Below are 17,461 nucleotides of genomic sequence, written 5' to 3' on the forward strand. Positions count from 1 at the left end.
CTGGCCGCCGCAGTGGCCGCCAGCGGTGCGCTGCCCGAGCCGAGCCGCGGCCGGCTGTCTCGGCGCGTGAAGTCGTTCCCGGTCACGCCGCGCGTGACGCTGCGCCCCGACGAGCGGGGGCAGCGCTGGCTGCTGGCCGTCTCTGCCAGCGACCGCTCCGGCCTGCTCTACGCCATCGCCCGCGTGCTGGTCCGCCACCACGTCAACTTGCAGCTGGCCAAGATCACCACGCTGGGCGAGCGTGTGGAAGACACCTTCCTGATCGACGGCTCGGAGCTGCAGCACAACCGCAAGCAGATCCAGATCGAGAGCGAGCTGCTCGACGCGATCAGCCCCTGAACCGCCTTCGATGCCCATCGTCTCCATTGCCGCCGACCAGGCACTGAGCCGGCTCGCATCCTTCGACGCCGTGATCGACGCGCGCTCGGAGAGTGAATACGCGGAGGACCGGCTGCCTGGCGCGATCAACTGGCCGACCTTGACCGATGCGGAGCGAGCGCTGGTCGGCACCGAGTACAAGCAGGTGTCGCCGTTCGAGGCGCGCAAGCGCGGTGCTGCGCTGGCGGCACGCAACATCGCCACCCACATCGAGCGCGAGGCGATGGACAAGCCCAAGGACTGGACGCCGCTGGTCTACTGCTGGCGCGGCGGCCAACGCAGCGGCTCGCTGGCCACCGTGCTGTCGGCGATCGGCTTCCGGGTCCACCTGCTCGAAGGCGGCTACCGGGAATACCGCCGCGCGGTGATCGCGGCGCTCGACGAACTCCCGCAGCGCTTCCGCTACCGCGTGGTCTGCGGCGTCACCGGCTCGGGCAAGAGCCGGCTGCTGCAGCGCCTGGCCGAGCGAGGCCTGCAGGTGCTCGACCTGGAGGGCCTGGCCAACCACCGCGGCTCGGTGCTCGGCCTGGTGCCGGGCAGCCCGCAGCCAGGGCAGAAGCAGTTCGAGTCGCGGGTGTGGGATGCGCTGCGGCGCTTCGACCCGGCCAGGCCGGTGATCGTCGAGAGCGAGAGCAAGAAGGTCGGCGACCTGCGCGTTCCGGAGAAGCTGATCGAATGTATGCGCGCCTCGCCCTGCATCCAGCTCGAGCTGCCGCTGGAGGCGCGCGTGCAGCTGCTGATGGACGAGTACGACTTCTTCGTGCGCGACACCGAGACCTTCTGCCAGCGCCTGGATGCGCTGCGCGTGCTGCGCGGCCACGAGGTGGTCAACGGCTGGCAGGCGTCGGCGCGCGCCGGTCTGACCCGCGAGGTGGTGCGCGACCTGCTGGTGAGCCACTACGACCCGATCTACCGCCAGTCGATGAAGCGCAACTTCGCCGGGCTCGCGCAGCCGCTGGCGGTGGTCGAGTGGGACGGCAGCGAGGCATCGCTCGTTGCAGCGGCGCGGCGCGTGGCGGCGCTGTAGCTAGAATCCGCTCTCGGTCGGCAGTTCACCCAGGCGTTGCCGCGCTGTCCCCAGCGAGCTAAACCTGCCATTCACCGCGAGCTTGGTCACGTCATCACGTGCGCCGGGCCGGAAGACGGCAACCCCCGGCGCCTCGACAGCGAGGTTGGCGCATGAACGACGGAAGACCCTCATGCCCCGCACCGAAACGCCGCTGCACGCGGCCGACATCTCCGCCTTCGCGAAGTCGCTGGCCCGCGAACTGAAGCAGGCTCACGACACGCTGCACCGCCTGCCCGGCCACGTCGAGCTGCTGAACATGCTCGCCCGCGCATCCGGACACCGCAACTTCCAGAGCCTGAAGGCTCGCCCGCCGGCGCCACCGCCTCCTGCGGCCCAATCGCCCGCCGCGCTGAGCGACACGGCCGTGCGCGCGCTGCGCCAGTTCGACGCCCAGGGCCGGCTGACCCGCTGGCCGATCAAGTACAGCGTGCAGCGGCTGATGCTGTGGGGCCTGTGGATGCGCTTCGACGGCAAGCGCCGCTACACCGAGCGCGAGGTCAACGAAGTGCTCAAGGCCTGGCACCTGTTCGGCGACCACTGCACGCTGCGCCGCGAGCTCGTCGAGATGAAGATGCTCGAACGCAGCGACGGCGGGGCCGAGTACCGCAAGCTGCCGCGCCGCCCCGACGCCGAGGCGATGGCGCTGATGCGCGCGCTGCGCGAGCGCGCCTGAGCCGAAGGGCTCAGGCTTTCAGAAAATGCTCGCGGTAGTACGCGAGCTCGTCGATCGATTCCTGGATGTCGGCCAGCGCCGTGTGCGCCTGGGCCTTCTTGAAGCCGCCCATGATCTCCGGCTTCCAGCGCTTGGCGAGTTCCTTCAGCGTGCTGACGTCGAGGTTGCGGTAGTGGAAGAAGGCCTCCAGCTCCGGCATGTAATTGGCAAGGAAGCGGCGGTCCTGGCAGATGCTGTTGCCGCACATCGGGGACTTGCCGGCCGGCACGTAGCGCTTGAGGAACTCGATCACCTGCGCGGAGGCGGCGGCCTCGTCGATCGTCGACGCCTTCACGCGGTCAATCAGCCCGCTCCTGCCGTGCGTGCCCTTGTTCCAGGCGTCCATCGCGTCGAGCGTGGCGTCGCTCTGGTGGACTGCCAGCACCGGGCCCTCGGTGCGGCGGCCGAGGTTCGCGTCGGTGACCACCACCGCGATCTCGATGATGCGGTCGCGCTCGGGTGACAGACCGGTCATCTCGAGGTCGATCCACACCAGGTTCTGGTCGCTCAGGGTCAGGGTCTCGTCGCTCATGGAAATCTGCAGAAGTGGGGCGGAACGCTGGGGGGAGATTCTCTCAGTTCTACACTTGCGGCCATGCATGCCCTGCTCCTGACTTCGTGCTTCATTGCCGCGCTGCTGCTGTCGCTGGCGCTGAAGTACTGGCTCTCCACGCGCCAGATGCGCCACGTGGCCGCCCACCGCGACACGGTGCCCGCCGCGTTCGCCGCCACCATCCCGCTGGCAGCGCACCGCAAGGCGGCCGACTACACGCTGGCCAAGGGCCGCTTCGGCCTGCTGTCCACCGCCTTCGGCGCCGCCGTGCTGCTGGGCTGGACGCTGCTGGGCGGGCTGGACGCGCTGAACGTCGCCGTGCGCGACGTGCTGCAGCCACGCTGGGGCGACATGGCCTACCAGCTCGGCCTGCTGGCCGCCTTCGCGCTGATCGGCGGATTGCTCGATGCGCCCTTCGAGCTTTGGAGCACCTTCCGCATCGAGCAGCGCTTCGGCTTCAACCGCATGACCTGGAAGCTGTACCTGGCCGACACGCTCAAGGGCATCCTGGTTGGCGTGATCGTCGGCCTGCCCATCGCCGCGCTGATCCTGTGGATCATGGGCGCGGCCGGCTCGCTGTGGTGGCTGTGGGCCTGGGGCACCTGGATGGGCTTCAACCTGCTGATCCTGGTGCTCTACCCGACCGTGATCGCGCCGCTGTTCAACAAGTTCGAGCCGCTGGCCGACCGCTCCCTGGAAGCGCGCGTGCAGGCGCTGATGGCGCGCTGCGGCTTCACCGCCAAGGGCCTGTTCGTGATGGACGGCAGCCGCCGCTCGGCCCACGCCAACGCCTATTTCACCGGCTTCGGCGCGGCCAAGCGCGTGGTGTTCTTCGACACGCTGCTGTCCAAGCTGTCGCCGGGCGAGGTGGAGGCGGTGCTGGCCCACGAACTCGGCCACTTCAAGCACAAGCACGTGCTCAAGCGCATCGTGGCGATGTTCGGCATCAGCCTGGCCGGCTTCGCGTTGCTGGGCTGGATGTCGAGCCAGGCCTGGTTCTACCAGGGCCTGGGCGTCGAGCCCAACGTGGGCGCCGCCAACGATGCGCTGGCGCTGCTGCTGTTCATGCTGGTGACGCCGGTGTTCGGCTTCTTCGTCTCGCCGCTGCTGGCCGGCCTGTCGCGGCGCCACGAGTTCGAGGCCGATGCCTACGCCTGCGCGCAGGCCAGCGGCGCCGACCTGGCCGCCGCGCTGCTCAAGCTGCACGAGGACAATGCGGCGACGCTGACGCCTGATCCGGTCTACGTGAAGTTCTACTACTCCCACCCGCCCGCCTCCGAGCGGCTGGCCGCGATGCGGCACGGCGTGGCCGTGGCCGCTTGAGCCGCAGCGCCGAACTCGACCTCGGGCTGGTGGTCACCGGCCACGGCCGGCACTACATCGTCGAGACCCCGGAGGGACGCCGCCTGCACTGCACCTCGCGCGGCAAGAAGAGCGAGTGCGTGGTCGGCGACCGGGTGCGCTGGATGCCCACCTCCGAAGGCGAAGGCGTGATCGAGGCGGTGGAGCCGCGGCGCAACCTGATGCACCGGCAGGACGAGTGGAAGACCAAGTCCTTCGCCGCCAACATCGACCAGCTGCTCGTGCTGGTGGCCGCCGAGCCGGTGTTCAGCGAATCGCAGCTGGCGCGCGCGCTGATCGCCGCCGAAGCAGCCGGCATCCCGGCCGCGATCGTGCTCAACAAGGCCGACCTGCCGGCCATCGGTGCGGCGCGCGAGCGGCTCGCCCCCTACGCCTCGATGGGCATCGCCGTGCACGAGGTAGCGCTGAAGGCGCGGCCCGATGCCAGCCGGGGCAGGCTGCAGCCGCTGCTGGCGCAGCGCTCGACACTGGTGCTGGGGCCGAGCGGCACCGGCAAGAGCACGCTGATCAACCTGCTGGTGCCGGATGCCGGCGCGCAGGTGGGCGAGATCTCGCGCTCGCTGAACTCCGGCCGCCACACCACCACGACGACGCAGTGGTACTGGCTCGATGCGCAGCGCAGCGCCGCGCTGATCGACTCGCCGGGATTCCAGGAGTTCGGCCTGCGGCAGGTCGACGCGGCGCAGCTGCCGCTGCTGATGCCGGACTTCCGCGAGCCGTCCACGCACTGCCGCTTCTACAACTGCACCCACGTGCAGGAGCCGGGCTGCGGCGTGCTGGCGGCGGTCGAGCGCGGCGAGATCAGCGCCTCGCGGCACCGCATCTATTGCGTAATCCGCGACGAGCTCACGCGAACGCGCTACTGAGCGGTGCGTCCGTTCAACCGATCAGGTTCGCCAGGGTCAGCAGCGCCACCAGCAGCATCCACAGCACCACCGAGCGCCAGACCAGGCCGACGATGCTGCGCAGGTGCCCGGGCACGGGCGGCAGCCCGGGCGTGGAGCCTTCGGCGCCTGCGGCCTCGGGCAGCGCACCGGCCTCGAAGGTCTTGGAGCGATCGGGGGTGATGCCCGGTGCCGCACTGCCACCGAGCTGGACCCCCACCGCGCCGGCCGCAGCGGCGAGGATGATGCCTTCGTTCTCGTGCTTCCAGAGCCCAGCGTCGCGCCGCCAGCAGGTGATGGCTTCCTCGAAGTTGCCGACCACGGCGAAGCCGAAGGCCGTCAGCCGCGCCGGCACGTGGTCGATCAGGCCGAACAGCCACTGCGAGCGGTGCATCAGCCGCTCGTTCACCGGCGCGCCCACGGTGCGGCTCTTGAAGGCCCAGTAGCGGCTCGCCAGCTCGGCCATGCGGTACAGCACCGCGCCGGCCGGCCCCAGGCCCAGCGCCGAGAGCAGCACGAACCAGAAGAACACGCCGAACACGTGCCGGTGCGCCGCCAGCAGCGAATGCTCGATCACATGGCGCAGCAGCTCGGTGCGCGGCAGTTCGCTGGCGTCGAGGTGGCGCCACTGCGCGAGCAGGCGGCGCGCCTCGTCTTCGTCGCCGCGGTCGAGCGCGTCGCGAATGTCGGTGAAGTAGTGGCTGAACTGGCGGAAGCCCAGCGTGAGGTAGAGCACCGCCACGTCGAAGGCCAGCGAGAGCAGCAGGCTGACGTGAGAGATGGCCAGGTGGACGCCGGCCACGAGCAGCGCCGGCACCAGCACGGTGACGCACCACACCACCCACGCGTGGTGGTCGCGGCCAGCGTCGAAGTTGCGGCCGGCCCAGCGCATCCAGCCGGTCAGCGTGTCATGGACGACGTTGTCGCGCGGCAGCGGCTTGAGCTGTTCGAGCAGCAGGGCGAACAGGACGGCGAAGAAGCTCATGCCGCTCGATGATAGCGGCGGGCCTTCAACGCGAGAGAAAGCCGTAGAGGTTGCGCAGCATGGCGGCCGTCGCGCCCCAGATGAAGTATTCGCGCGGTTGCCCCGCGGCGTCGATACCGTGCCAGGGCATCGAGAGGAAGCGCCGGCGCTCGCCGCCGAACTCGAACTCGTGGTGTCGGTGGTGCGCCGGGTTCATCAGGAAGGCCAGCGGCACCTCGAAGGCCTCGGCGACCTCGAAGCTGTCGATGGCGAGCGTGAAGCCGGGTCGCACCAGCGCCACCACCGGCGTGACGTGGAAGCCGGTCACGGTGGTGTAGACCGGCAGCGCCCCGATCACCTCCACGCGGTCCGGCGAGAGACCAACCTCTTCCTCCGCCTCGCGCAGCGCGGTATGCACCGCGTCGGCGTCGATCTCCTCGGCGCGCCCGCCGGGAAAGCTGATCTGACCGGCATGGTCGCGCAGGTGGTCGGTGCGGCGGGTCAGCAGCACCGTCACGCCGTGCTCGTGCGCCACCAGCGGCACCAGCACCGAGGCCGCGGCCGGCTCGCGGCCGGCGAACAGGCCACCGTCACCGCGCAGTTCCGGCTCGCCGTGCTCGGCCTGCGCGAAACGCTGGCGCAACGCTGCCGCCTGCAGGCGCTCGACGGGCACCACCGGCAGCTGCGCGTCGGTGGAGATCACCGGCACGGCGTGCGGGTCGAGGATGGGGCGGCGGCTCATGGGTGGCGCTTCAACGACAAAGCCGCCCCTCGGGGCGGCTTCGGCAGGACGAGTTCCCGGCCCGGGATCAGGCCAGCTTCTCCTTGATGCGGGCCGACTTGCCCGAGCGCTGGCGCAGGTAGTACAGCTTGGCGCGGCGCACGTCGCCGCGGCGCTTGACCTCGATCGAGGCGATCAGCGGGCTGTACAGCTGGAACGTGCGCTCCACGCCTTCGCCGCTGGAGATCTTGCGCACGATGAAGCTGCTGTTCAGGCCGCGGTTGCGCTTGGCGATCACCACGCCTTCGTAGGCCTGCACGCGCTTGCGGGTGCCTTCGACGACGTTGACGTTGACGATGACCGTGTCGCCGGGCGCGAACTCGGGAATGGTCTTGTTGAGACGGGTGATTTCTTCCCGCTCGAGGGTCTGGATCAGGTCCACAGGGTTCTCCGTGATCGTGCGCGGGGGTGTTGTGGAAGTGGGCGGCCAACAGGGGCCACCTTGCCCGGCAGAGGATCGAAAAGCCGTAGATTATAGCCCGAGCGAGGCCAGGTGCTTCTCGTCGGCCGGCGTGAGCTTTCCGGCGGCCCGGGCGGCGGCGATCAGGTCGGGGCGGCGCCGGGCGGTCAGTTCGAGCGATTGCTGCCGGCGCCAGCGGGCGATGTCGGCATGGTGGCCCGACAGCAGCACCGGCGGCACCGGGCGGGCGTCGGCACCCTCCCCCAGCACTTCCGGCCGGCTGTAGTGCGGGCAATCCAGCAGCCCCAGCAGCCCGTCGGAGAAGCTGTCCTGCTCGTGCGAGCGGGCATCGCCGAGCACGCCCTCCTGCAGCCGCGCCACCGAATCCAGCAGGGCCAGCGCCGGCAGTTCGCCACCGGAGAGCACGAAGTCGCCCAGGCTCAGCTCCAGGTCGACATGGCGGTCGAGAATGCGCTGGTCGATGCCCTCGTAGCGGCCGCACAGCAGGATCGCCCCCGGGCCGGCGGCGAATTCCTGCACCACGGCCTGGTCGATGCGCCGGCCGGTGGGTGTGAAGTGAACCACCGGGGCAGCGTCGCCGCGCTCCGCCTTGGCCGCGGCCAGCGCGCGCTCCAGCGGCTCGGCCAGCATCACCATGCCCGGCCCACCGCCGTAGGGACGGTCGTCGACGCGGCGGTAGTTGTCCTCGGCGAAGTCGCGCAGCGGCCACAGCCGCACCTGCACCTGGCCGGATTCGAACGCGCGGCGCGTCACGCCGGTCTCGAGGTGCGGGCCGAACAGTTCCGGGAACAGCGTGACGACGTCGAAGCGCATGGCGCGCCCGCCTCAGAAGTCGAGGCCCCAGTCGACGCGGATGCGCCGCGCCTGGAGGTCGACGTCATCGATGTACTGGGCCACGAAAGGAATCAGGCGCTCGTCGGCCTCGCTCTTGCCGCCTTCGGGCATCACGCGCAGCACGCTGTGCGCGCCGGTGTCGATCAGGCCGACCACCGTGCCCAGCGCCTGCTCCTCGCGGTTGAGCACGGCCAGGCCGATCAGGTCGACCCAGTAGTACTCGTCGGACCCGGCCGTGGGAAAGCTGGAGCGCCCGACGAAGATGCGCGCGCCGCGCAGGGCCTCGGCGGCGCTGCGGTCCGCGATGTCGTGCGCACGGGCCACCACGCCATCGCCGTGCTCCTTGGCCTCGGCGATCTTCAGCAGCGGCGGCAGCGGAGTCGTTCCCGGGCGCAGCGGACGGGGTTCGTCCGCGGCCTTCAGGAACCAGCGCTTGGAGGAGAACAGCGCCTGCGGGTCACTCGCGAAGGGCTGGACCTTGAACCAGCCTTTCACGCCCCAGGCGCCGGTAATTCGCCCGACCTCGACGGCATCGTCGGGCCAGGCCGGCTCGGCAGCGGAGGTCGGGCTGTTCACCACGGCCGCTGCCGCGCTCGCTCAGGCACGCACGCTCAGGCGGCGGCCTTCTTGGCCTCGCCGACGAGGCGGGCGACGGTGGGCGACAGCTGCGCGCCGTTCTTCGTCCAGTGGTCGACGCGGTCGAACGCCACGCGCAGCGGCTGCTCGGCACCCGAGGCCACCGGGTTGTAGAAGCCCACGCGCTCGATGAAGCGGCCGTCGCGGCGGTTGCGCGAGTCGGCGACGACGATGTTGAAGAACGGGCGCTTCTTGGCGCCGCCACGTGCGAGTCGGATCACGACCATGACTGAATTCCTTGAATCTGGGGTGATCGTCTGCGCCAGGGACACGGCTGGTGCCTACGGATCGGGTTGTCGGTCTTCGCGGCCGTAGATACGCCGGTCACCCGACCGGCCAGCAGCGAAACCCGGCATTATAGTCGGCTGCGCCGATTCCACACCCTTCCTCGATGACGACCGCCTCCCTCGTGATCCGCCCCAGCACGGCGGACGACCTCCCCGCCATCACCGCCGTCTACGCCTGGAACGTCGAACACGGCACCGGCACCTTCGAGCTCGAGGCGCCCGACCCGGCCGAGATGAGCCGCCGCCGCGACGATGTGCTTGGCAAGGGCCTGCCCTGGCTGGTGGCCGAGCGTGGCGGCCAGGTGCTGGGCTATGCCTACGCCAACCACTTCCGGCCGCGCCGCGCCTACCGCTTCTGCCTGGAGGATTCGATCTATCTCGCCGACCAGGCGCGCGGCCAGGGCATCGGCCGGCTGCTGCTGGCCGAGCTGGTGGCGCGCTGCGAGGCCGCCGGCGCCCGCCAGATGCTGGCGGTGATCGGCGATTCGGCCAATGCCGGCTCGATCGGCGTGCACCGCGCGCTCGGCTTCGAGCACACCGGCATCCTGCGCTCGGCCGGCTGGAAGTTCGGCCGCTGGCTGGACGTGGTGCTGATGCAGAAGTCGCTCGGCCTGGGCCATGCGACGGAACCGGTGGATCGATGAGCGCCACCGGCCACTACAAGTCGAAGACGCTGGCCACCTGGATCGCGGTGATCGGCGGCAGCCTCGGCCTGCACCGCTTCTACCTGAAGGGATTCGGCGACGTCTGGGGCTGGCTTCACGGCCCGCCCACGCTGGCCGGCCTGTACGGATTGCAGCGCATGAACGAGTTCGGCCAGGACGACAAGCTGGCCTGGGCGCTGATCCCGCTGCTGGGCTTCATGCTCGCCGGTGCGATGCTGGCGGCCATCGTCTACGGCCTCACGCCCGACGAGAAGTGGGATGCCCGCCACAACCCCGGCAGCGCGACCCACGACACGCGCTGGGGCCCGGTGCTCGGGGTGATCGTGGCGCTGATGCTGGGCGCCGCGGCGCTGATGGCCACCGTCGCGTTCAGCGGCCAGCGCTACTTCGAGTGGCAGGTCGAGGAAGGCCGCAAGCTCAGCCAGTGAGCCGCGCGTATCAGTCGAACAGCGCCAGGCTGACCCAGTAGAAGACGCCGGCCACGAAGGCCGAGGCCGGGATGGTGAAGACCCAGGCCCAGACGATGTTGCCGGCGATGCCCCAGCGCACCGCCGAGGCGCGGCGCACCGAGCCGACGCCGACGATGGCGCCGGTGATGGTGTGCGTGGTCGACACCGGGATACCCAGCGCCGTGGCGAGGAACAGCGTCAGCGCTCCGCCCGTCTCGGCGCAGAAGCCGCCCACCGGGCGCAGCTTGGTGATCTTCTGGCCCATGGTCTTCACGATGCGCCAGCCACCGAACATCGTGCCCAGGCCGATGGCGATGTAGCAGGTCCAGATCACCCAGGTCGGCGGCATCGCGTCGCTGGCGGCGGAGTAGCCGGTGGCGATTAGCAGCATCCAGATGATGCCGATGGTCTTCTGTGCATCGTTGCCGCCGTGGCCGAGGCTGTACAGGCCCGCCGAGACCAGCTGCAACCGACGGAACCAGTTGTCGATGCGTAACGGTGGCACCCGCCTGAAGATGTGCGCCACGGCCACCATCAGCAGCGAACCGAGCAGGAAGCCGAGCATCGGCGAGACGAAGATGAAGGCCAGGGTCTTGAGCACGCCGCCGGCGATCAGCGAACCGGCGCCCGACTTGGCGATCACCGCACCGACGATGCCGCCGATCAGCGCGTGCGACGAGCTCGACGGGATGCCGTACCACCAGGTGACGATGTTCCAGAAGATCGCGCCGATCAGCGCGCCGAACACCACGTGGTGGTCGACCACGCCGGGCACGACAATGCCCTTGCCCACCGTGGCCGCCACCTTGAGCTGGAAGATGAAGATGGCGATGACGTTGAAGAAGGCGGCGAACAGCACCGCCTGCTGCGGCTTGAGCACGCCGGTGGAAACCACCGTGGCGATCGAGTTGGCCGCGTCGTGGAATCCGTTCATGAAGTCGAACGCCACGGCCAGCACGACCAGCAGCGCGACGACCCAGAAGGCGACCTGGATGCTTTGCATGGCAACGGAGCGCGCGGCCGCGGATCAGGAGTTCTCGAGGACGATGCCCTCGATGAGGTTGGCCACGTCCTCGCAGCGGTCGGAGATGGATTCGAGCTGCTCGTAGATCGCCTTCAGCTTGATCAGCTCGCGCACGTCGGTCTCTTCGCGGAACAGCTTGGACATCGCCGAGCGCATCACGCGGTCGGCGTCGCTCTCGAGCTTGTCGATCTCCTCGCAGGTCTTGATCGCCGCCTCGGCGGTGGCCGGCTGGCTGATCTTGGGCAGCAGCGACACCGCGTGCTGCACGCGCTCGCAGCACTTGGCCGACAGGTCGCCCAGGCGCAACACCTCCTCGGTCATCGAGCGCACGTCGTACAGCGACATCGTCTCGGTGGCGTCCTGCAGCAGGTCGAGGATGTCGTCCATCGCGTTGATCAGGCTGTGGATCTGCTCCCGGTCGATCGGCGTGATGAAGGTCTTGTGCAGCAGCCGGTTGACCTCGGCGGTCACGCGATCGGCGCTGCGCTCGGCGGCCACGACCTCGTTGGCGTACTTCTCGCGCTGGTCCAGGTCGGCATAGTTCTGGATCATCAGCATGAAGGACCGTGCGCCGTCGACGATGTGCATGCCGTGCTGGTTGAACAACTCGAAGAAATTGCCTTCCCGCGGCAGCAGCTTGCCGAACAGCATCCCTCACCCCCTCATGGTTGTCACACGCCTGAAACGGCGGGAGTGTAGCGGTTGCTCAGCTGCGGAAGATGAAGTAGACGGCCGCCACGAGGCACAGACCGGCCCACACGTAGTCGAGCTTGAAGGGCTGGTGCATGAAGAACATCGCGAAGGGCACGAACACCGCCAGCGTGATCACCTCCTGCATGATCTTCAGCTGCGCCAGCGAGATGCCGCCGGCGAAACCGATGCGGTTGGCCGGCACCTGCAGAAGGTACTCGAACAGCGCGATGCCCCAGCTGATCAGCGCGGCGGTGGTCCAGGGCTTGTCGGCCAGGCTTTTCAGATGGCCGTACCAGGCGAAGGTCATGAACACGTTGGACGCCACCAGCAGCAGCACGGTCTGCAGCGGCACGGGAATGCTGTTCATGCAGCGAGCCTCTCCACGCGTTGGTCGGCCGCGGCGGCCAGCAGATCGGCCACCCGGCCGCGCCCGGGAAGAAGCAGGTCCGGGGCCAGCTCGGCCAGCGGCGCGAGCACGAAGGCGCGTTCGTGCGCCCGCGGATGCGGGAGGGTCAGCTCGGGCGAGGCCATCACGTGCCCGCCGTGCAGCAGCAGGTCGAGGTCCAGCGTGCGCGGTGCGTTGCGGTAGGGCCGCTCGCGGCCATGCGCCAGCTCGATGGCCTGCAGCCGGCGCAGCAGGTCGATTGGCGCGAGCGCGGTGCGCAGCTCGGCCACGGCATTGAGGTAGTCCGGGCCGCTCGAGTCGATGGGTGCGCTGCGCCACACCGAGGAACAGCGCAGCAGTTCGCTGTCCGGCAGGCGAGCCAGCGCGGCGACGGCCGATGCCAGCGCAGCGCGCGCATCGCCGAGGTTGGCGCCCAGGCCAATGTAGGCGAGGCTGGCGGCCACGCGCGATCAGTCGCCGCCGGACGGCGGTGCGCTGCCTTCGCCGGCCGGCGTGCCTGCGTTCGCACCGGCACCGGCCGGCTTGCGGCGCCGCCGGCGCCGCTTCTTCGCCGGCTCGCCGGCGGGCTCGGCATCGCCGCCTGCGGACTTGCGGCGCTTGCCCTCGCTCTCGCGGGCCTGCTCGATCAGCGCCTCGCGTTCCTCGTCGGTGCCGAGCGAGAAGTCTTCCCACCACTCGGCCAGCTCGGCATCGATCTCTCCGGCGTCGGCGCGCAGGCGCAGGAAGTCGAAACCGGCGCGGAAGCGCGGCTGCTCGATCAGCGTGTACGGCACGCGGCCGCTGCGGCGGTCGAAGCGCGGCTGCATCATCCAGATCTCGCGCATGTCGGCGGCGAGCTTGCCGCGGCCGGAGATGTCGCCGATGCGCGCATCGAAGGCGGCGTCGATGGCCTGCTGCAGCGCCGGGAACGGCGGCTCGCCCTGGGCCTTGACCTTCTGCCAGCGGTCGAGCACGTCGTGCCACAGCATGCAGGCAAGCATGAAGCTCGGCGCCACCGGCTTGCCTTCGCCGACCCGGCGGTCGGTGTCGGCCAGTGCCAGCCGCACGAACTTCTCGCGGCCGTCGTGGCGCTGCGCCTCGTCGAGCGCGACGTCGAGCACCGGGAATACGCCGCGGTGCAGGCCCTGCTTGCGCAGCTGCTCGATGCTGGCCAGCGCATGGCCGGTCTGCAAGAGCTTGATCATCTCGTCGAAGGTGCGCGAGGCCGGCACGTTGTCGAGCAGCGCGGCCATCTCCTGGATCGGCGCGCGCGTCTTCGGCTCGATCTCGAAGCCGAGCTTGGCCGCGAAGCGCACCACCCGGATGATGCGCACCGGATCCTCGCGGTAGCGCGTGGCCGGGTCGCCGATCATCCGCAGCAGCTTCTTCTTCGCGTCGGCCAGGCCGCCGTGGTAGTCGACCACGAGCTCGCGCTGCGGGTCGTAGTACATGGCGTTGACGGTGAAGTCTCGCCGCGCGGCATCCTCGATCTGCGGCCCCCACACGTTGTCGCGCAGCACGCGGCCGCTGGCGTCGACCACGCTCGTCTTGTTGGCCAGCTCGCCCTTGGAGGTCTTCTCGTTGCCGGCCACCTGCTCGGTGGCCGCAGCGTCGATCAGCGCGCGGAAGGTCGAGACCTCGATGACCTCGTGGTCGCGACCACGTCCGAACACCACGTGCACGATGCGGAAGCGCCGGCCGATGATGAAGGCGCGGCGGAACAGCGCCTTGACCTGCTCGGGCGTGGCGCTGGTGGCGACGTCGAAATCCTTGGGGCGCAGGCCGAGCAGCAGGTCGCGCACCGCGCCGCCGACGATGTAGGCCTCGTGGCCGGCCTCCGCCAGCGTCCTGACGACCTTGATGGCGCGCTCGTCGACCAGCGAGAGGTCGATGCCGTGCTGCTCCTTGGGCACCTCCACACGCTTGCCCAGCGGTGCGCCGGAGGCCGACTTCGGGCCCTTGCCCAGCAGCTTGTCGATGAACTTCTTGATCATTGTTCGAAGAGTCTCAGGATGCGCCAGCCGCGCTCGCGGGCCACGGCCTCCAGCGCGGGCGAGGGATTGGTCGCCACCGGGTCCGTCGCCCGCTCGAGCAGCGGCAGGTCGTTGGGCGAGTCGCTGTAGACGCTGATGCGCTCGAAGTCGCCCCAGCCGCGGCTGGCCTGGGCCAACCACTCGCCCACCCGCAGCACCTTGCCCTCGCGGTAGCTCGGCGTGCCGGCGATGCGGCCCGTGATGGTACCGCCCGGGCCGCGCTCGAGCTGCACGGCGATCAGCGTGTCGATGCCGAAGGCACGCGCGATGGGCGCGGTGACGAAGTCGTTGGTGGCGGTGACCAGCGCCACCAGGTCGCCTTGCGCCTGGTGCTCGCGCACCAGCGCCAGCGCCTGCGGCCGCAGCGCCGGCTCGACCACCTCGCGCATGAACTGCGCATGGGCGGCGGCGGCCGCCTCGGGCCCGCGCTCGCGCAGCGGCTCGGTGGCGAAGGCGACGTAGGCGTGGATGTCCAGCGCGCCGGCCTTGTACTGGGCGAAGAACTCGTCGTTGCGGCGGCGGAACGCCGCCTCGTCGACCCAGCCGAGGCGGATCACGAACTCGCCCCAGGCATGGTCGGAGTCCAGCGGGAGCAGCGTCTCGTCGAGATCGAACAGCGTCAGGCTCGATGGGTGACTCATGGTGCGCCCTCCTCGGCGAGCATCAGCTTGAGCATGGGCACGGTGATCGCCCGCTTGTTGGCCAGCGAGAAGCGGTCGAGCCGGTCGAGCTGCGCCATCAGCGGCTTCAGGTTGCGCTCGAAGCGCGTGAGCAGGTAGTCCATCACCTCGTCAGAGAGGAACACGCCGCGGCGATCGGCCTCGCGGCGCAGCGCGGCGCGCATCTCGGCCTCGCCCAGCGGCTGCAGTGCGAACACGTGGCCCCAGCCAAGGCGGGTGCGCAGGTCCTCGCGCAGCGGCAGGTCCACCGGCGGCAGCCGGCCGGCGGCGGCCACCGCGATGCCATGCGTGGTGGCGTCGACGAACAGCGCGAAGGCGGCGTGCTGGCGGGCCTCGTCGAGCCCGTCGCAGTCGTCGATCACCACCAGCGACCAGGCCTCGTCGAGCTCCCAGGGCAGCGCCGAGCCCGGCTCGAACCAGCCGCTGCGCTGGCCCTGCTCGTGCGCCTGACGCACCAGCGCCCGCAGCAGGTGGGTCTTGCCGGTGCCGCTGGCGCCCCACAGGTAGCTCGCCGGCGCCGGGCCGGCACTGCCCTGGCGCAGGTGCGCCAGGGCCGCCGCATTCGGCCCGGCCAGGAAGCTCGCGAAGCTCTGCTCGGGGCCGTTGCCGATCGCGCCGATGGCCAGCGGCAGCTGCTTCATCCGCGGTACAGGGGGCTGTCGAGGTAGGCGGCCTGCAGGCGCCGCGCCGCCACCACGATCAGCGCGCTGACGGGCAGCGCGATCAGCACGCCCACGAAGCCGAACAGGTGGCCGAAGGCGAGCAGCGCGAAGATCACCATCAGCGGATTCATGCCGATGCGCTCGCCCACCAGGCGCGGCGTCAGCCACAGGCTCTCGACTACCTGGCCGATGCCGAACACCACGGCCACCGCGATCAGCCCGTACCAGCTGGCGAACTGCAGTACGCCGGCCAGCAACGCGAGCACCAGGCCGAGGCCGAAGCCGAGGTAGGGAATGAAGATCGCCAGGCCGGTGAATACACCCACCGGCAGCGCCAGGTCGAAGCCGAACAGCGCCAGGCCGATGCTGTAGAAGGCCGCCAGGATCAGCATCACCAGCAGCTGGCCGCGCAGATACTGGCCGAGCACGCCGTCGCACTCGTCGAGGAAGCCGACCACGCGCTCGCGCAGGCGCGGCGGGATCATCGCCTGCGCCCGCTCCACCAGGCGCGGCCAGTCGCTGAGCAGGTAGAACAGCACCACCGGCACCAGCACCAGGTTGCCGATCACCGCCAGCACGATGCTGCCGCCGATGCGCGCCGAGCTCAGTGCGGCGGCCAGGCCGTCTTCCAGGTTGGCGTTGAGGTACTTGAGCACGAAGGCCTTGATGCCGGCGATGTCCAGCTGAACGTGGATGCCGAACTGCGCCAGCCAGGGCGCCACGTTGCGGTTGAGCTTGTCGGCCAGCACCGGGATCTGCTCGCGCAGCAGCGGCAGTTCCTTGGAGATGATCGGCACGATCAGCAGCAGCACCGCCAGCACGGCGACGATGAACACCACCTCCACGAGCAGCACCGACAGCATGCGCGGCACGCGCCGCGCGGCCAGGCGCTCCACCGCCGGATGCAGCGCATAGGCCAGCACGGCGCCGACGATGAAGGGCGTGAGCACCGGCGCCAGCAGCCACAGCAGCAGCGTGGCCGCCAGCGCGATGGCAGCCCAGGTCAGGCTGCGGCGTTGGGCGGGGGTCAGGTTCATGCGGCCGCGCATTCTACGGGGCGGCCCCGCGCGGGCCGCCTCAATGCAGGCGCGGCGAGCCCTGCCGGCGCAGCTCGGCCAGCCGCGCCGAGATCGCCTGGCGGTCCTGCGCCTCGCCGGCATGCTCGAGATAGTCGGCCAGGTCGCCCGCGGCGGGGCCGTTCATGCCGAGCTCGGCCAGGGCCAGGCCACGGTCGCGCCGCTCCTCCCAGGCCTGCGGCAGCAGCAGCACCAGACGGTTGAGCACCGCCAGCAGGCGAGGCCAGTCTTCGGCGCTGCGGTGGATCTCCTTCAGGTTGCGCAGCATGCGCGCGATCACGTCGCGCGCCGGGGCGGACTGCAGGAAGAGGCCGAGCGGCGCGTCGAAGTCGCCGGTCAGGCCGCGGCTGCGCTTGTAGGGCTGCAGCAGTTCGTCGAGCTCCTCGCGCGACAGCGACTGGCCGGTGAACGGGTCGATCACCACCTCGCCCTGCGGCATCTTCAGCTTGACGAGGAAATGCCCGGGGAAGGACACGCCGCGCGCCTGCAGGCCGATCTGCGTGGCCAGCTCGATGTAGATCAGCGCCAGCGTGATCGGGATGCCGCGCCGCGTCTCGAGCACGCGATTCAGATAGCTGTTGGCCGGGTCGTAGTAGTCGTTCACGTTGCCGGCGAAGCCCAGCTCGTGGAAGAAGAAGCGGTTCAGCCAGCGCAGGCGTTGCAGCGGCACGGCGTCGGCGGGGATGCGGCGCTTGAGCTTGTAGGCCAGTGCATCGATCTCGGCGAGTACGGCGCCGGGGTCGAGCTCGGGGTGGTCATCCTGGGCGATCGAGATCGCGGCTTCCAGCATCGGCAGGCTGGCATCGTCGGCCACCAGCGTGGCGAAGTACTCCAGCACGCTGGGCGGCTCGAAGTGCAGCGGACCGGCCATGCAGCCAGTTTAGCCGCGGCGGATGAATTGTCGAAGCTTGAG

23 protein-coding genes are annotated in these 17,461 nt (G+C 69.9%); 7 read left to right on the forward strand and 16 right to left on the reverse strand.

All coding sequences use genetic code 11. From position 1 onward, the window contains the following. The 3 genes from AB7U92_RS05790 to AB7U92_RS05800 form a co-directional block, all read left to right on the forward strand. Window positions 1-339, forward strand: a 339-nt coding sequence (locus AB7U92_RS05790; protein ID WP_428575235.1) for an ACT domain-containing protein, incomplete at its 5' end; no start/stop codon positions are given. Between the two features lie 10 nt (window positions 340-349). After that, window positions 350-1,405: a tRNA 2-selenouridine(34) synthase MnmH gene (gene mnmH / locus AB7U92_RS05795; RefSeq protein WP_428575236.1), complete on the forward strand. Its 1,056-nt coding sequence runs from the start codon at window positions 350-352 to the stop codon at window positions 1,403-1,405. 172 nt (window positions 1,406-1,577) lie between these two features. After that, entirely contained in the window at window positions 1,578-2,120 is a 543-nt protein-coding gene (locus AB7U92_RS05800) for a DUF2087 domain-containing protein (RefSeq protein WP_428575237.1), read from the forward strand. 10 nt (window positions 2,121-2,130) lie between these two features. Here the strand turns inward: AB7U92_RS05800 and orn are convergent, their stop codons facing one another. Next, window positions 2,131-2,691 carry an oligoribonuclease gene (gene orn, locus AB7U92_RS05805; protein WP_428575238.1) on the reverse strand — a complete coding sequence of 187 codons (561 nt, stop codon included), beginning with the start codon at window positions 2,689-2,691 and terminating at the stop codon, window positions 2,131-2,133. Window positions 2,692-2,754: 63 nt separating this feature from the next. On the opposite strand from orn, the gene AB7U92_RS05810 reads away from it, so the two are divergent. After that, window positions 2,755-4,035 carry a M48 family metallopeptidase gene (locus tag AB7U92_RS05810; RefSeq protein ID WP_428575239.1) on the forward strand — a complete coding sequence of 427 codons (1,281 nt, stop codon included), beginning with the start codon at window positions 2,755-2,757 and terminating at the stop codon, window positions 4,033-4,035. Beyond that, a complete protein-coding gene (rsgA, locus tag AB7U92_RS05815) occupies window positions 4,032-4,940 on the forward strand; it encodes a ribosome small subunit-dependent GTPase A (RefSeq protein ID WP_428575240.1) in 909 nt (302 codons plus the stop codon). The genes AB7U92_RS05810 and rsgA overlap by 4 nt, the downstream gene beginning before the upstream one ends. A 13-nt stretch (window positions 4,941-4,953) precedes the next feature. Here rsgA and AB7U92_RS05820 read toward each other — a convergent pair whose 3' ends face one another. The 6 genes from AB7U92_RS05820 to rpsP all read right to left on the reverse strand — a co-directional run bounded on the left by AB7U92_RS05820 (window position 4,954) and on the right by rpsP (window position 8,821). Further along, entirely contained in the window at window positions 4,954-5,943 is a 990-nt protein-coding gene (locus AB7U92_RS05820; protein ID WP_428575241.1) for a CobD/CbiB family protein, read from the reverse strand. A gap of 25 nt (window positions 5,944-5,968) precedes the next feature. Further along, window positions 5,969-6,664, reverse strand: a complete 696-nt coding sequence (locus AB7U92_RS05825; RefSeq protein WP_428575242.1) for a CoA pyrophosphatase — start codon at window positions 6,662-6,664, stop codon at window positions 5,969-5,971. Between the two features lie 67 nt (window positions 6,665-6,731). Beyond that, the gene (gene rplS, locus AB7U92_RS05830) at window positions 6,732-7,085 is read right to left on the reverse strand and encodes a 50S ribosomal protein L19 (protein WP_428575243.1); all 354 of its coding nucleotides are present in this window, start codon (window positions 7,083-7,085) and stop codon (window positions 6,732-6,734) included. Between the two features lie 90 nt (window positions 7,086-7,175). Continuing rightward, window positions 7,176-7,937, reverse strand: coding sequence for a tRNA (guanosine(37)-N1)-methyltransferase TrmD (trmD, locus tag AB7U92_RS05835; protein ID WP_428575244.1), 762 nt, complete (start codon window positions 7,935-7,937; stop codon window positions 7,176-7,178). 12 nt (window positions 7,938-7,949) lie between these two features. After that, window positions 7,950-8,534 carry a ribosome maturation factor RimM gene (rimM, locus tag AB7U92_RS05840; RefSeq protein WP_428575245.1) on the reverse strand — a complete coding sequence of 195 codons (585 nt, stop codon included), beginning with the start codon at window positions 8,532-8,534 and terminating at the stop codon, window positions 7,950-7,952. A gap of 35 nt (window positions 8,535-8,569) precedes the next feature. Next, a complete protein-coding gene (gene rpsP / locus AB7U92_RS05845) occupies window positions 8,570-8,821 on the reverse strand; it encodes a 30S ribosomal protein S16 (RefSeq protein WP_428575246.1) in 252 nt (83 codons plus the stop codon). Between the two features lie 164 nt (window positions 8,822-8,985). On the opposite strand from rpsP, the gene AB7U92_RS05850 reads away from it, so the two are divergent. Continuing rightward, window positions 8,986-9,525, forward strand: a complete 540-nt coding sequence (locus AB7U92_RS05850; protein WP_428575247.1) for an N-acetyltransferase family protein — start codon at window positions 8,986-8,988, stop codon at window positions 9,523-9,525. Continuing rightward, window positions 9,522-9,974 (forward strand): hypothetical protein, encoded by a 453-nt coding sequence (locus AB7U92_RS05855; RefSeq protein WP_428575248.1) that lies wholly within the window; start codon window positions 9,522-9,524, stop codon window positions 9,972-9,974. The genes AB7U92_RS05850 and AB7U92_RS05855 overlap by 4 nt, the downstream gene beginning before the upstream one ends. A gap of 10 nt (window positions 9,975-9,984) precedes the next feature. On the opposite strand, the gene AB7U92_RS05860 is transcribed toward AB7U92_RS05855, so the two are convergent. The 9 genes from AB7U92_RS05860 to AB7U92_RS05900 are packed head-to-tail and all read right to left on the reverse strand — an operon-like array spanning window position 9,985 to window position 17,419. Beyond that, window positions 9,985-10,998 carry an anion permease gene (locus AB7U92_RS05860; protein ID WP_428575249.1) on the reverse strand — a complete coding sequence of 338 codons (1,014 nt, stop codon included), beginning with the start codon at window positions 10,996-10,998 and terminating at the stop codon, window positions 9,985-9,987. Window positions 10,999-11,022: 24 nt separating this feature from the next. Further along, a complete protein-coding gene (locus AB7U92_RS05865; protein ID WP_428575250.1) occupies window positions 11,023-11,670 on the reverse strand; it encodes a DUF47 domain-containing protein in 648 nt (215 codons plus the stop codon). A gap of 55 nt (window positions 11,671-11,725) precedes the next feature. Beyond that, complete coding sequence (locus tag AB7U92_RS05870; RefSeq protein ID WP_428575251.1) at window positions 11,726-12,079, reverse strand: DMT family protein; 354 nt, start codon at window positions 12,077-12,079, stop codon at window positions 11,726-11,728. After that, window positions 12,076-12,561: a 2-amino-4-hydroxy-6-hydroxymethyldihydropteridine diphosphokinase gene (folK, locus tag AB7U92_RS05875; RefSeq protein WP_428575252.1), complete on the reverse strand. Its 486-nt coding sequence runs from the start codon at window positions 12,559-12,561 to the stop codon at window positions 12,076-12,078. Before folK ends, AB7U92_RS05870 begins: the two co-directional genes overlap by 4 nt. Window positions 12,562-12,567: 6 nt before the next feature. Further along, window positions 12,568-14,091: a polynucleotide adenylyltransferase PcnB gene (pcnB, locus tag AB7U92_RS05880; protein ID WP_428575253.1), complete on the reverse strand. Its 1,524-nt coding sequence runs from the start codon at window positions 14,089-14,091 to the stop codon at window positions 12,568-12,570. After that, complete coding sequence (locus AB7U92_RS05885) at window positions 14,088-14,771, reverse strand: HAD family hydrolase (RefSeq protein ID WP_428575254.1); 684 nt, start codon at window positions 14,769-14,771, stop codon at window positions 14,088-14,090. Before AB7U92_RS05885 ends, pcnB begins: the two co-directional genes overlap by 4 nt. Continuing rightward, a complete protein-coding gene (hda, locus tag AB7U92_RS05890; RefSeq protein WP_428575255.1) occupies window positions 14,768-15,451 on the reverse strand; it encodes a DnaA regulatory inactivator Hda in 684 nt (227 codons plus the stop codon). Before hda ends, AB7U92_RS05885 begins: the two co-directional genes overlap by 4 nt. Continuing rightward, window positions 15,448-16,509: an AI-2E family transporter gene (locus AB7U92_RS05895; protein WP_428575256.1), complete on the reverse strand. Its 1,062-nt coding sequence runs from the start codon at window positions 16,507-16,509 to the stop codon at window positions 15,448-15,450. Before AB7U92_RS05895 ends, hda begins: the two co-directional genes overlap by 4 nt. A 40-nt stretch (window positions 16,510-16,549) precedes the next feature. Then, window positions 16,550-17,419, reverse strand: coding sequence for a SirB1 family protein (locus AB7U92_RS05900; RefSeq protein WP_428575257.1), 870 nt, complete (start codon window positions 17,417-17,419; stop codon window positions 16,550-16,552). Window positions 17,420-17,461 lie beyond the last annotated feature (42 nt).

Source organism: Piscinibacter sp. (assembly GCF_050175855.1).
GTDB lineage: Bacteria > Pseudomonadota > Gammaproteobacteria > Burkholderiales > Burkholderiaceae_C > Piscinibacter.